Raw genomic sequence first — 14,333 nt, forward strand, 5'->3', positions numbered from 1 at the left:
TTAAAGCCTATAGAGTGCTTTAAATAACGTAAAGAAGCTCCTAATGTTTCAAATGTGTTGGTAAAAGTTAGGTTTAGAAATACAGAGACAATTAACGGGTAATGTAACCAATCAAACCCGCCGAGATCGTTTGGGTCGTATGCGTCACCAAACAGCCCGTAGTGATTATGGTACGCTCCTTTGGAAAGAGTACCAATGGGGCGTGGATTACCGTTTGTATGATATCATAGACCACGCTTATAAAGACCGAGATACCTCCTTTGAATACGATGACAGGGGCTACCTCGTACGAGCCATTTACGACCATAAGGAAGAGCAATTCCGTACCGCTGACAAGCTCGGTAACCTATACGAGACTAAAGATAAGAGCGATCGTGTGTATAAAAGTGCACAATTGATAAAGACCAAAAATGCTACTTATAAGTATGACGAAGAAGGTTTCCTAATAGAAAAAACAGAAAACTTCCAAACGTGGAAATACACTTGGAAAGCCAATGGTCTATTGGAGAGTGTTTCAGCTCCTAAGAATATGTCTCTTTACTTTTCTTATGATGCTTTAGGTAGACGTATTACTAAAGACCGAGTGCTGGCAGCTATCGAATATGTATGGGACGGCAATGTCCTCCTACACGAATGGAAACAAGTAGAAAACCGCCCCGTTGCAGAGGATAAACGTATCACTTGGGTATTCCAAGGGTTTGTACCTGTTGCCAAGCTACAAGGAGGCAAAGCCTATTCAATCATAAGTGACCATCTCGGTACACCTATACTCGCTGTTGATAGCGAGGGTAACGAAGTGTGGAACCGCCAGCTTGATATTTATGGACGTGTACGTAAAGAATATAAACACAATTCATTAGGAGATGAAGTAACCCCTTTTGTGCCTTTTCTATATCAAGGGCAGTATTACGACTTTGAGACTAATCTTGCTTATAATCGTTATCGTTACTACTCACCTGAGACTGGAGGTTACATAAGTCAAGATCCGATAAGGCTAAATGGTAATAATCCAACTTTGTATGCGTATGTGTTTGATAGCAATATACAAGTAGATGTTTTTGGGTTGGATATTCATCATCTTATACCTAATGCCGTTTTTAGAAATAATAGAGAATTATTTAAAAGTATAGAAGGATATATACAAAATGTCTCAAAAAAAGCACAAGATAAAACAAATCTATTGGATTTAGATAAACCTTTCCATGGGAATCATCCAAAATATAATGATTATGTTGAAGAAGAGATAAATAATTAAAAAAAAGGAGGATTAACATTAGAAAAGATAAAAACCTTACAAGATAATCTTAGAAATCATATTGAGAAAGCCTTGGAGAATTTTAAAAAAACGGGAATAACCCTAAACGATTACTTTAAGAAAGGATTACATAAAATAGAATGTAAAAATTAGTTTATGAAATATTATAGAATACGTACAGATTGGGATTCTAAAACAACAGGAAGAAGAAATGGGGGATGCGCTGTTGAACAGAATAAAAATTCTTTCACAGATAAAAGAGTGGAGAAAAATTTTAAAGAATTTTTTATAGCCAATATAAAAAATATTGAGCGAACTCGTTGGGGAAGTTATGTTATTTATGAACCTCCTCAGGATTTTGATCTTACTTATTTTCCTAAAACAAAAAGTATCAAGGAATTGGATATTATGAATTATAGTGAACAACTATTTAATATTTCATTTTTAATAAGTGAGAGAGCTTATAAAATTCTTGCTAAATATAGGCTTCCCATTCACAACAAGATACCTGCAAAAATAGCAACTTTTTCGCAAGACTATTTTTTAGTAGGCTTTCCTACTCTTTTGGCTAATATGTATGACTTTAAAAAATCTGTTTTTTACAGATATGAAAAAGGTCAAAGAGTTATGTTTGAGAATGTAGATGATTATGAAAACGCTGAATATGATAGACATATGGCAGATCCTGTATCCATTTTTTTAAATATTAAGATGGAATATGATGTGATAGATACAAGGCACGGACTATTTCTTTCTCAACCACTTATAGAAGAATTACAAAAAGAAATGGTTACAGGTTATATTATAAGAGAAGGTATTTTAGAGAATTAAGGGATGTATCACGTGTATTGTTAAAGTTTCAATACAAAATACAAAAGAACCAAAGCTTTATTTTTCCCTTTACCCACTTAGAGATAAGCATTTTAAAGCCTATAATGCGCTCTAAATAGCGTAAAGAGGCACCTAATGTTTCAGAAGTGTTGTTAAAAGTTAGGTTTAGAAATCTACCGACAGCTTACAGGAGGTGTAAAATACGAAACCCGCCGAGATCGGTTAGGGCGTATACGTCACCAAACAGCCCGTAGTGATTATGGCACGCTCCTTTGGAAAGAGTATCAGTGGGGCGTGGATTACCGTTTGTATGATATCATAGACCATGCTTATAAAGACCGAGATGCCTCCTTTGAATACGATGATAGGGGTTACCTCGTACGTGCCATTTACGACCGCAAGGAAGAACAATTCCGCACCGCTGACAAGCTCGGTAACTTATACGAGACTAAAGATAAAACCGATAGAAAATACACCAACTCACAGCTCCAACAAGACCGCACCTACTACTATCATTATGATGTAGAAGGCAACTTGATTTTTAAGGAGTATATCAAAGATATAGGTTATAGACCAGTCTTTAGCGGTGGAGAGTTACGTGATAGAGGCATAAACCCCAAAAGCACAGGCAAGGGTATTTTATACACTTGGAATGCCAATGGCTCACTCCGCTCTGTTACAGACTTAGAGGGCATCACCTATAGATTTAGATACGATGCCTTTGGTAGGCGTTTAGAGAAACGCCGTATGAGTTCCACATTCCGCTTTGTATGGGATGGCAACGTACTCCTGCACGAGACCTTTAAGAAAGACAACTCTGAGCATACAGAGCTTACTACTTGGGTCTTTGAAGGCTTTGTGCCTACCGCTAAGTTGGTAAATGGCAAAGCCTACTCCATTATAAGCGACCACTTAGGCACTCCTATACTTGCTATTGACAGCGAAGGGAATGAGGTTTGGAATCGACAGTTAGATATATATGGACGGGTAAAAAGAGAAATTAAAGCGTCCTCCTTAGGAGATGATGTACGCCCGTTTATACCATTCCTTTATCAAGGACAGTACTATGACTTTGAAACTAATCTTGCGTATAATAGGTTTAGGTATTATAGCCCTGAAACAGGGGCGTATATAAGCCAAGACCCAATAAGATTAATAGGAGGGGCTAATCTATATGATTATGTTCACGACACAAATACTTATTTAGATATATTTGGTTTAAGCTCTACGCAATTAGGAAGAAATTTAATGAAAGCGGGAGATACTCATGGAGTATTGGTTACTTCAGAAAATAAAAGTACAGAATGGCAAGCACATCATTTAATTCCAGAACAAGTATGGAATGATAATAGAGCTTTTCTTAATGAAGTAGGAATGAAAGGGAAAGGGTTTGGAAGAGATAGTGCAAGTAATGGTATATTTCTAAATAGTAGTGAAGCTCTTGGTAATAAAAATAATTTCCTATATTATCATAATGGAAGCCATTCTACCTATAATACAAATGTAGGAGATAGAATTAAGAAAATAAAAGACGAATACGAAAAGATTGCTAATGATCCTAAAAAAAGTCAACTTGAAAAGGCTGAAGCAAGACAGCGAGCTAAACAAGAAATAATTGATTATCAAAACGAATTAAGATCTAACATAGGACAAAGGACAACAGGAAGTGGTTGTCAAAGATTGTCATAAAATTAAGTATTATGGAAGAATTGTTTATATGGTTTTATTCAACCCCCAATGCGTTACCTAAAGGAGTTCCTGCTACTGTAATGACAACTATTACAGAGGAATTTTACCCTAAAAACCCTACTAAAATCAAGCGTGGAGAATGGATTAAATACTCTCCTATGTATTTCTCTTTTCCTCCTGAAGAGAAATACAAATTGCCTGAAGAATTGATTTTAGTGGTAAAACGCCAGAAAGAAGTGTTGTTTGATTTCTTAGGATATTATGAAGGGATAAGAGTTTTCTCTGATAGATTATTAAATCTTCTGATAGAGAATGGCTTAAACCCTCAATATGAAAAAGCAACCTTGAATGTTGTAAATACTAAAGGGGAGAATATTGCTAAACAGCCCTATTATTTATTGCGTTTCTGTAGGGCTGATAACGAATTATTTGCCTTTAAAGACAACTTAAAAATAGCTGCGAGAGGTTGGGAGGACACTTTTCTTTATCCTGATTTGCACTTTAAAAAGCCTACTGATAGGAATATTTTTGTTTTAGGAAATGTATTACCTGATGATTATTTTTGCTATCAAAATGCCTTAGTTATAAAAAAGTCATTAAAAGAGGAAATAGAAAAGCTATGCTATGCTCCTGAGATATATTCAGTAAGTGAGTTTCCAGAAGTGTATAATACTTGTTTAAAGTGGTAACGTATCAGATATAGGTAATATATCAGATGCGTTGTTAAAATTCCAACAACCTACTAATCAATACAATACAAAAGAACTGCCCTACTATTTCCCTTTACTCACCATAGAGATAAGCGTTTTTTAAGCCTATAATGCGCTCTAAATAGAGTAAAGAGACACCTAATGTTTTAGATGTGTTGTTAAAGAAGAAGGTAATGTATCAGATGTGTTGTTAAAATTTCAACACCTTTACAATCAGTGAAATACAAAAGAATTGCCCCACTATTTTTCTTTATCCACTATAGAGAAAAGAGTTTTTTAAGCCTATAATACGCTCGAAATAGTGTAAAGGGGCGCCTAATGTTTCAGATGTGTTGTTAAAAGAAATATAATGATTATATCGTAGAATTACGACAAAAATTAAAAAACTTACTCAAAGGTTTGTGAGAATCAAAAAACTTTTGTAGCTTTGCCCCATGTATAATCTTTAACCTCTTAAGATATGGCAGAGAATAATTCAAGAGCTGTACTGAAGTTCAACCAAGGGGAAGCCCAAAAAGTGTTGAAGCTTAGCTACAGTGTAGGCCGTTCAGTGGATGTGTCTGGCCGTGTGGCTTCAGACCCCTCAAATGCACTTATCAATGTTACCATTGAGGCAACAGACAAATCTGATATTTTGGAGAGCTTGCTCAACGGCAAGTATAAACCAACTGTTGGAGAGATTACCTTTAACAAATCTCACGAAGAGGGTACACTCATTACCCTTAATTGGGAAAATGGGTATGTGATCCAGCATACATTGGATTTTGATGCTGTCAATAGTAACAGCATGGTCATTAGTTTTGTAATAAGTGCCGAATTTATCAACTATGGAGGTGCTACTTACGAAGGTGTATGGCCAAGTGCTTAATTTCAAGGTATTAAAGGCAGTGGCTGAAAAAGCTACTGCCTTTTTTGTTTTAATAAATTTGTAAAAAACAATTCATATGACATCAGAGATAAACAAAAAAACTACGCTTCCTAAGACTGGAGATTTAGTAGAACCAGCAGCTAATATGGCTGCTGAACAAATGGGAGATGAAGCTAAGAAAGTAAAAGACACAGCCAATCAAGGGAGAGAATATGTATCCGAAGGCTTTAAGTATATGAATGAAGCCAACGCTGCTAAAAATGCTTTGCCCACTCAAAATATTCATTCTCCTGCTCCAATAGCTGCTACTCCTAAGAAAGAAGTACCTACCTCTGAAGCTGACACTACAGCCTCAGAGCCCTCTTATGTCAGCCCTCAACCAAGTACTTCTGAAAATATTCAAAAGAGTGAAATCGCAGGCCAAAACAACATTACAGACATTAAAATAGCGATTGAAGGAGGGGTAAATATAACCAAATACAAACATCTTTCTCTTTCACAATCGGCTGTAGAACATCATAGTTTTTCTTTAGTATTAGCTTATGATTCATTAGGTAAAGCAGAAAATCACCAGATGGAACATATAAAGAATCTATTAGGTAAACGTATTACCATCACTTTCTTTTACAGAGGTCTGGATAAAGATGTGCCTGAAAGAAACTTTGTAGGGGTTATTACCAATGTAAGTTTCAGTAGAGAAAGAAACAATCAAGGAAGTATTGTCTTAACAGGGAAAAGCCCTACAGTATTGTTAGATGCCGCTCCTCATACACAAAGTTTTGGAGGAAAACAAGTAGTGGCTTTAAAATCTGTGGTAGAACAGACTATCAAAGAGGGATTAGGCTCTAACTTTTCTTTTAGAGTAGAACCCGCTTATAGTAATGTTACTTATCTGTGTCAATACGAAGAAACTCACTATAATTTCTTAGCTCGTGTAGCCGAAACCTATGGAGAACAATTTTTCTATGATGGAGAGAAATTGCATTTTGGCAAACTGCCTACCCCTGAGGCTCCTATCAAACTGATGTTTGGTAAAAATGTAGATGAGATAGATATACAGATGAGAACCTTACATATCAATCGCTCATTTTATGGTTATAATAGCGGAGATGATAAGGCATTAACTAGCAAAGAAACTCCTATAGAACACAAATCGTCACTGGCAAAAGATGCTTTTGAGATTTCAAAGAATACATTTAAGACGGCATCCTTGCAAGTAGCTCCTATGAAAGCTCTTACAGGTAGTGATATACAAACGGCACAAAAAAGTACCATAGGAAGCATTGCTACCCAAGTGTTTATCACTTCTGGAAAGACTTCTGTTCCTTTCCTCTACCCAGGCTGTGTGGCGGAAATGGAGATGTACGACTCTATCAACAAAGAGGCCAACTACTTAACTAAGTTGATGATTACTCAAGTGCATCACACATTAGATTCTATTGGAAACTATGTAGGGACATTTGAAGCCATAGCTTCTGATACAGGATTCTTACCTCGTCCTGTTTTCAAAACTCCTATAGCAGAACCTCAAACAGCTACAGTAGTTGATAATAAGGACAGTAAAGGACGAGTACAGGTGCGTTTTGATTGGCAACAAGGCTCTACAGAATGGATACGAGTAATGACTCCTGATGCAGGAGGTAGTGAGAAAGTAAGCAAAAACAGAGGTTTTGTAGCTATCCCCGAAATAGGCGACCAAGTGATGGTAGGTTTCATTCACAATCACCCTGACAGACCTTATGTAATGGGTAGTCTCTTCCACGGAAAAGTTGGGGGAGGCGGAGGAACTGGCAATAATGTAAAAAGCCTTAGCAGTAAAAGCGGACATACCATAGAGCTTAACGATGGAGGAGGTATTACCATCAAAGATAAAACAGGAAGTAATCTCATCACTTTAGATGGTACCAACAAGATTACAATAGGTGCTATAGACAATATAACTTTGGGCACAGGGGATTCGTCTATTTCTTTAAGTCAAGATGGTGCAATAGTTATCCAAGGTAAAAACATCTTTGTGGTAGGAACGGATTCCATATCTAATAAAATTGGTGAATCTAATTCTATAGATATCGTTCCAGATAACATAAAAGTAGCCTCTAAAAATATTAACTTATTAGGAGGCGAAACCTCATCAGTAAGTGCGAAGAAGACAACTATAGAAGGAAAAGCAAAGGCAACAGTAACCTCAAGTGGGCCTACTTCTGTGCAAGGAAGTATCCTAAAATTAAATTAGAAAATGGCAACAAACCCTATTGAACAGCGTATCGAGCAAATAGTAGATGAGTGGGACATTTCAAAAACGGACTCCCAAGCACGTGTAGTGCGTATACTCTCTCAAAGAGATGAGCAGGATATAGTAGATACTTTCTTTACTTATATGATTGCTACGGATACTGATATTATGGATATTGCTTTCCATTTCGATGCAATGTATACCAATGATGAAGAATATACTAAATCTCTGTTAGAGGAATTAAAAGAAACTATCACCATTTGGAATACAAATCAAAAAGAGGTAGGAGAAGACGAACAGGAAACTTCCGAAAAAATTGATTGGGAAGTAGATTACAATATGGGAAAAGAAATGGGATGGGCAGGTGCTTTTACAGCTAATTTCAATAAATTAGCCGAAGCTCTCCATCTCCTAGAAGGCAACTATACCGTAGCTATTCTTAAAAACACTAACAAAAGCAAAAACTTTATCCAATGGCTTTTTAAGTGTCTTGACTATGGCATTAGTGAAAAAGTACGTTTCCTTGTAACTGATACAGTGAATAACTCTGTATTTGACAGCTTAAGCAGGGAAGGCAAACAAAAGGTTTATACACTTTTTCTAAACTTAAACATGCCTTTGGCTATGCAACAGGTAACTTCTATGCTTCCTCCTGATGAGTCCTCCACTAAATACCGTAAGGCTTTTATAAGTATGACTAAGGCTATAGAAGAAGAAAAAGAGAGCGAAGCCGAAAAGTATGGAGAGGTATGCATCACTGAAGCTCAAAACTTATTGAGTAAAGACCCTTATTGGCTTACTCAATTGGTGGTAGTTTATACCATTTTGTCTAATGATAAAATGCGTTATAAAAAAGATAAAGAAGTTTTAGAGTATGCTGACAAAGCTGTGGCCACTGCTGTTATCGCTGAAAGTCAATTGGAAAAATCAGTATCTCAAGCGCTCCTTGCACAAACCTTACTGTATAGAGGAACTATCTATTATATTAAGGAAAAATGGGAAAGCTCATATACTGATTATATTACTGCCTATGAACTTTACTTGCAATCAGATAACCCTATCTTATTGATTGAAGCAGCGAGAATGTTAGCTAATGCAGGCTTTCACTGTAACAAAACCAAAGAAGCAATGGAGGCTTTAAAAGTAGCTGTTTCATTAGGAAAGGTTCTAAGCAAAGAAGTAGCTTACGGTTCTTCTTATCGTATAGCAGTGGATACATTTATGGAAAAGAACCATGAAAAGTATCTTAGCTATGATGAGATAGAAGCTATTTGTGAACCTCTATTTGGTAAACAGTGGAGAGAGATTGTATCGAGTTGGAAAAAGGTCTCTGATGAGGAAACTTTAAATAAGATAGTCGAACAGATAAACTCATAACACGCAATGGAAACATTAAAAGAATGGGTTGGAAAGAATCCCATTGTATTTGGAGGTATTGTAGCTCTATTGCTTGCCGCCTTTGGAGTTTGCCTAATCATAGGTGCTTTAAAGGACTGGAATTGGCTATATGAACCTGATGGACATTACCAAAACAATTGGACAATGGGACAGATAAGTCGCTACTTAGGGCGTGATATGGCACGTGTCATTGGCTTTTTTACAGGAATATTCTTTATAGTTATAGGACTTTATTCCTCCTATATAGCTTTTACATACAAGGACAATAAATAACAAAAAAATAACAAATAGTAACAGATGTCAAGCAACAGCTATTTCAAAAAATTTCTCAAGGGCACAGAGGGTCCTGTAGCCGACGCAGGGAGTACAGACCAAGCGTTGCAGGGAGCCCAGGAGAACTTTTTGCAGAGCTCTGAAGCTGTTGTTGGGGCAGTAAATGCCCTTAAAGGACTTGCCGATGGGAGTGTAAGCCCCATAGAGGCAGCCTTAGACATCAAAACGGCTATTGATGTGGTACAAGGCCTCTCAAGGCAACTCTCAGAGTCCTTAATAATGCCCTTGATGACCCATTTAGCTGCTTTCAAAGGCGAAGCCTTTTTGCCTGTAGCCAAGCAGTTAGACCCTGTAATGGGGATAGATGTACACTTTGTTACCGTTCCACCAGGGACTCCTGTCCCCCTGCCTCACCCTTATATTTCTGTACTTTTTAGAACCAAAGACTGGGTGAGCTGTATGGTCAATATGGTAAAGGCAGAGGCCATGAGCGCAGTACAAGAAGCACAACCCAATGCCAACGAACTGCATACGGAAGCAGAACAAGCCGCACAAGCTAAAACTGATAAACTCATCAACCAAGCCGATGGCTTGGTATCTACAGCTTTAGGAAAAGCAGGACTCAGTGCTACGGTGTTCATTGGAGGCGTATTGCCACGAGCTATAACAGGCACTCCCTCAAGAGTGATTCCACATATCCCTATGGGTGCAGGCTTTCACCCCAGCTTTGATAGCACAATCGCTAAGGACAATGGTAAGGTGTATTTAGGAAGCCTCTTTGTAACAGCCGATGGCGACCCTATGGCAGGGATGATGCACCTGAACTATGACTGCTGGGATATAGGTATTGTAGACCTCTTTAAAGGCCAACGCAATAGTACCAAAAAATCCCCTGACCCCGAAAACCCTAAAACAGAACTCTTTGTCCCTTCTGGCAATATCCTGCCTATCCCTTGGAGCCGACCTGTACTGGTCAATACCATTCCTACTCCTATCAACCCCTTAGCCATAGGCGATAGACTCTTCAAAGCAGGCTTGGGCAAACTCAAGTTAGGACAACGCTTCCGCAAGTTAGCCGAAAAAGGAATTTCCAAACTGCCCTTCTCTTGTGCTACCAAAACCAAACTCTCTAAACACTTCGGTACAGGACAAAGCCACCCTGTGGAAGTAGCTGAAGGATATTTCTATACCGATAATGAAGACTTTAGCCTCTCAGGAGTCATTCTTTGGTATGGGAACGCACTTGGTATAGCTATAGCCCTTACGAAGGTCCTTTAGGCTATGGCTGGCACCACCCCTACGATATGGCTATAGGTTTTGATTGGGAAGCCAGAGTAGCCACTATCAGAATGAACGATGGACGCGGGGTAGATATAGAACTGCCCAACAGTCCTGACAAACCCACTTTCCACCGCTTGGAAAAACTCTACCTATGTGTGGATGAAAGCGGACGCTATTACGTAAAAGACACCTCAGGACTGTGCTACTATTTTACCGAAGCGGAATACCCAATGAAAGGCAGTGAGCGCAAGCAACAGCTGCTGGAGAAGATAGTAGATAGAAACGGCCACCAAATACAGCTGAGCTATAAAGCCAATGGAGCCCTAACCCAGCTGATAGACTCAGCCGAACGTACCTTAACCTTTGATACCGATAACGAGGGACGTATCACCACTATATACGCACCTCACCCCAAACAAGAAAACGAACACTTTGCGATCGCACAATATAGCTACTCCGAGGAAGGAGATTTGCTCACCCATACCGATGCCTTAGGGCAACCTATGCACTTTGCCTACCAAAACCACCTAATGGTAAAAGAAATCTGGCGCAATGGTACAGTATGGACATTTACTTACGACGGCAAAGGCACAGGCGCCAAATGCGTAGAAGTACGAGGTACTGACGACCTCTTGCACTATACCTTTGATTACTCCGACCCACATTGCACACTGGTAAGAGATAGCTTGGGCTATACCAAATCCTTCCACCACCACAACGGACGCGTCATAAAATACGTAGACCCCGAAAAGGGCGAATGGAACTCGCATTACAACAGCTTTAGTGAGCTGGAAATGGAAACTGACCCAATGGGTAATACCACCAGCTACCTCCACGATAAGTGGGGCAATGTGGTAAAGGTCATAGAACCCGATGGGAGCCTTACCCAAATGGAGTACTACGACCCCTATAACAAACACCTACTCACCGAAGCCACTGACCCAAGAGGAGGCAAATGGGAATGGAACTACGACGAGGTAGGTAACCTCACCGAACGCAAAACCCCATTGGGAGCCACCACAGCCTTCAAATACGAAAAAGGACTGTTACACTCCCTTACCGATGCCTTGGGAGCTACTACAGAGGTACTGTACGACAGACAAAAGAATATCAAACGGATAAAAGCCCCAAACGAGGGTATTACCGAATACGAATACGACCGCTTAGGACAGTGTACAGCTATCACCAACCCCCACCAGCTAAGACAGTTGCGCCACTACGACCTCTTAGGAAGGGTGGAACTCGTACAAGACTTTGACGATAATAACATCTCATTGAAGTACGATGCGATGGATAATGTGGTGCGTTATAGCGATGCCTATAAGGACATCCGCTACCGCTACAAAGGCTTAAACAAACTCATAGAACGCACTGAGGGCGACAGCACGGTACGCTTTACCTATGATACCGAAGGACAATTGCGCCGTATTGTAAACGAAGAAGGCGAGGAATACCTCTTTGATTTAGACGGCAATGGTAACGTACGCAAGGAAACCGCTTTTGACGGACTTATCAGAGAATATGAGCGCAACCAAGCAGGCTGGGTAACCAAAGTACAACGCACCAAAAAACGCTATACCAGCTATGACTATGACCCTAACGGACGTATAGCCCAAGTAAGCTACCACGACGGCAGTAGCGAGCAATACCTCTACGAAGCAGGATTTTTAAAAGAAGCCACTAATGCCGATGCCATAGTAACTTTTGAAAGGGATAAATTAGGCAACATCACCAAAGAGCGCACCCAGCGCACCAATAGCGAGGAAGTTACTGAAGTATATAGCGAATATGATATTCTTGGCAGACGTATTAGACTCACCAGCAACTTAGGAGCGGATATTAGCTACGAGTTAGACAAGCTTAGTAATATAAGCAAGATAACGGCAGGGGACTGGGAGGCTAAAATAGACTACGATAAGTTAGGCTTAGAAATCCAACGAGAATTAACGGGTAATGTAACCAATCAAACCCGCCGTGATCGTTTGGGTCGTATGCGTCACCAAACAGCCCGTAGTGATTATGGTACGCTCCTTTGGAAAGAGTACCAGTGGGGCGTGGATTACCGCTTGTATGATATTATAGACCATGCTTATAAAGACCGAGATGCCTCCTTTGAATACGATGACAGGGGCTACCTCGTACGTGCCATTTACGACCGTAAGGAAGAACAGTTCCGCACCCCTGACAAGCTCGGTAACCTATACGAAACTAAAAACAAAACCGATAGAAAATACACCAACTCACAACTCCAACAAGACCGTACCTACTACTATCATTATGATGTAGAAGGTAACCTTATTTTTAAAGAACATATCAAAGATGTTGGTTATCGTCCAGTCTTTAGCGGTGGAGAGTTACGCGATAGAGGCATACAACCTAAAAGCACAGGCAAAGGTTTTTTATACACTTGGAATGCCAATGGCTCACTCCGCTCTGTCACAGACTTAGAGGGCACCACCTATAGGTTCAGATACGATGCCTTTGGTAGAAGGTTAGAAAAACGCCGTATGAGCTCTACCTTCCGTTTTGTATGGGATGGCAATGTTTTATTACACGAAACTTTCAAAAAAGACAACTCCGAAAACACCGAGCTTACTACTTGGGTATTTGAAGGTTTTGTACCAACAGCTAAACTCGTGAATGGCAAAGCGTATAGCATTATCTCAGACCACCTCGGTACACCTATAATGGCATTAGACAATGAGGGCAACCAAGTGTGGAATCGTGAATTAGACATATACGGTAGGGTAAGGCACGAGTTTGTTCACCCCTCGTTAGGTGATGAAGTAGCTCCTTTCGTACCTTTCTTATACCAAGGACAGTATTACGACTTTGAGACTAATCTTGCTTATAACCGCTTCCGTTACTACTCACATGAGACTGGTGCGTATATAAGTCAGGATCCAATTGGATTGGAAGGTAATAACCCTAATATATATGGATATGTAGGGGATAACAACTGGTGGGTGGATATCTTTGGATTGGCTTGTATAAAAAACAAACAAGAAGGATTACGAAGAGAGGATACGTTAAGGAGAGTATTAGAAGAAATTCATGGGAAGGATAGAGTATTAACAGAAAGAACATTACTAGATGCTAATGGAAATAAAGTAACACATAGAGGAACAGGAAGACGTATTGATTTTATTATATTAGATGATAAAGGTAATGCCATAAAGTCTTATGGAGTTACAAGTAAGACAGCAGATAAAACACGACAAAGTAGAAAAGAAAATGCAATTAGGTCTAGTGGAGGTACTTTTGTAAAAGATAAAAATGGTAATCTTGTTGATGTATCACAAGTACCAACACAAATAATTAGAATGAAATAAATAAATAAAATATGAAAGATATAGTATTATTAAATGTAAGGAGACTAGCAGAAGCATATATAAGACAAGTTGATAAGGACAATACACTTATTGCTTGTAGAAACTTGCTTCAACTTAGCTATAAAAAAGGGCTCTTACATAAAAATCCTTTTGATGAAGAAGGTAATTTAAACATTGACACAGTCATCAAAGAAAGTGATTTAACAAACTTAGGTAAACGATTATTTGATGATTTAGCTGATAAGTGGTTTGCTTACACAGATCGTACTCAAAAATATGACAACATTACAATATTAGAAAAGTACTTTAATAATTTGAACAATATTGGCAATGTATCAGATGTGTTGTTAAAAGACAATAATTTAACTATTAGTGAAATACAAAATGACTAAAACCTTATTTCTCTTTACCTATACATAGAGATAAGAGTTTTTAAAGCCTATAGAGTGCTTTAAATAACGTA

Annotated in this window: 11 protein-coding genes; all 11 read left to right on the forward strand. The window is 38.8% G+C overall.

Annotated features, from left to right (window positions below):
- The first annotated feature begins 139 nt into the window (after positions 1 to 139).
- The 11 genes from CGC50_RS10930 (at position 140) to CGC50_RS10980 (ending at position 14,262) form a co-directional block, all read left to right on the forward strand.
- The gene (locus CGC50_RS10930; RefSeq protein WP_095910848.1) at positions 140 to 1,255 is read left to right on the forward strand and encodes an RHS repeat-associated core domain-containing protein; all 1,116 of its coding nucleotides are present in this window, start codon (positions 140 to 142) and stop codon (positions 1,253 to 1,255) included.
- Between the two features lie 156 nt (positions 1,256 to 1,411).
- A complete protein-coding gene (locus CGC50_RS10935; protein ID WP_095910849.1) occupies positions 1,412 to 2,086 on the forward strand; it encodes a hypothetical protein in 675 nt (224 codons plus the stop codon).
- A gap of 294 nt (positions 2,087 to 2,380) precedes the next feature.
- A complete protein-coding gene (locus CGC50_RS14315) occupies positions 2,381 to 3,775 on the forward strand; it encodes an RHS repeat-associated core domain-containing protein (RefSeq protein WP_095910850.1) in 1,395 nt (464 codons plus the stop codon).
- Between the two features lie 11 nt (positions 3,776 to 3,786).
- Entirely contained in the window at positions 3,787 to 4,464 is a 678-nt protein-coding gene (locus CGC50_RS10945) for an Imm43 family immunity protein (protein ID WP_232781117.1), read from the forward strand.
- A 481-nt stretch (positions 4,465 to 4,945) separates the two neighbouring features.
- Entirely contained in the window at positions 4,946 to 5,353 is a 408-nt protein-coding gene (gene tssD / locus CGC50_RS10950; protein WP_095910838.1) for a type VI secretion system tube protein TssD, read from the forward strand.
- A 76-nt stretch (positions 5,354 to 5,429) separates the two neighbouring features.
- On the forward strand, positions 5,430 to 7,586 hold the full coding sequence (locus CGC50_RS10955; protein WP_095910851.1) for a type VI secretion system Vgr family protein: 2,157 nt from the start codon (positions 5,430 to 5,432) through the stop codon (positions 7,584 to 7,586).
- A gap of 3 nt (positions 7,587 to 7,589) precedes the next feature.
- Positions 7,590 to 8,963 (forward strand): hypothetical protein, encoded by a 1,374-nt coding sequence (locus CGC50_RS10960; protein ID WP_095910852.1) that lies wholly within the window; start codon positions 7,590 to 7,592, stop codon positions 8,961 to 8,963.
- A gap of 6 nt (positions 8,964 to 8,969) precedes the next feature.
- Complete coding sequence (locus tag CGC50_RS10965; RefSeq protein WP_095910853.1) at positions 8,970 to 9,257, forward strand: immunity 17 family protein; 288 nt, start codon at positions 8,970 to 8,972, stop codon at positions 9,255 to 9,257.
- A gap of 24 nt (positions 9,258 to 9,281) precedes the next feature.
- The gene (locus tag CGC50_RS10970) at positions 9,282 to 10,535 is read left to right on the forward strand and encodes a PAAR domain-containing protein (RefSeq protein WP_095910854.1); all 1,254 of its coding nucleotides are present in this window, start codon (positions 9,282 to 9,284) and stop codon (positions 10,533 to 10,535) included.
- Positions 10,484 to 13,870 carry an RHS repeat-associated core domain-containing protein gene (locus tag CGC50_RS10975; RefSeq protein ID WP_095910855.1) on the forward strand — a complete coding sequence of 1,129 codons (3,387 nt, stop codon included), beginning with the start codon at positions 10,484 to 10,486 and terminating at the stop codon, positions 13,868 to 13,870. The genes CGC50_RS10970 and CGC50_RS10975 overlap by 52 nt, the downstream gene beginning before the upstream one ends.
- Positions 13,871 to 13,881: 11 nt before the next feature.
- Positions 13,882 to 14,262, forward strand: a complete 381-nt coding sequence (locus CGC50_RS10980; RefSeq protein WP_232781118.1) for a hypothetical protein — start codon at positions 13,882 to 13,884, stop codon at positions 14,260 to 14,262.
- The last annotated feature ends 71 nt before the right edge of the window (positions 14,263 to 14,333 follow it).

Source organism: Capnocytophaga gingivalis (genome assembly GCF_002302415.1).
GTDB classification, from domain to species: domain Bacteria; phylum Bacteroidota; class Bacteroidia; order Flavobacteriales; family Flavobacteriaceae; genus Capnocytophaga; species Capnocytophaga gingivalis.

Coding starts and splice junctions, on each gene's coding strand:
- CGC50_RS10930 (WP_095910848.1), top strand. CDS start 140: ATGCGTCACCAAACAGCCCGTAGTGATTATGGTACGCTCCTTTGGAAA.
- CGC50_RS10935 (WP_095910849.1), top strand. CDS start 1,412: ATGAAATATTATAGAATACGTACAGATTGGGATTCTAAAACAACAGGA.
- CGC50_RS10945 (WP_232781117.1), top strand. CDS start 3,787: ATGGAAGAATTGTTTATATGGTTTTATTCAACCCCCAATGCGTTACCT.
- tssD (WP_095910838.1), top strand. CDS start 4,946: ATGGCAGAGAATAATTCAAGAGCTGTACTGAAGTTCAACCAAGGGGAA.
- CGC50_RS10955 (WP_095910851.1), top strand. CDS start 5,430: ATGACATCAGAGATAAACAAAAAAACTACGCTTCCTAAGACTGGAGAT.
- CGC50_RS10960 (WP_095910852.1), top strand. CDS start 7,590: ATGGCAACAAACCCTATTGAACAGCGTATCGAGCAAATAGTAGATGAG.
- CGC50_RS10965 (WP_095910853.1), top strand. CDS start 8,970: ATGGAAACATTAAAAGAATGGGTTGGAAAGAATCCCATTGTATTTGGA.
- CGC50_RS10970 (WP_095910854.1), top strand. CDS start 9,282: ATGTCAAGCAACAGCTATTTCAAAAAATTTCTCAAGGGCACAGAGGGT.
- CGC50_RS10980 (WP_232781118.1), top strand. CDS start 13,882: ATGAAAGATATAGTATTATTAAATGTAAGGAGACTAGCAGAAGCATAT.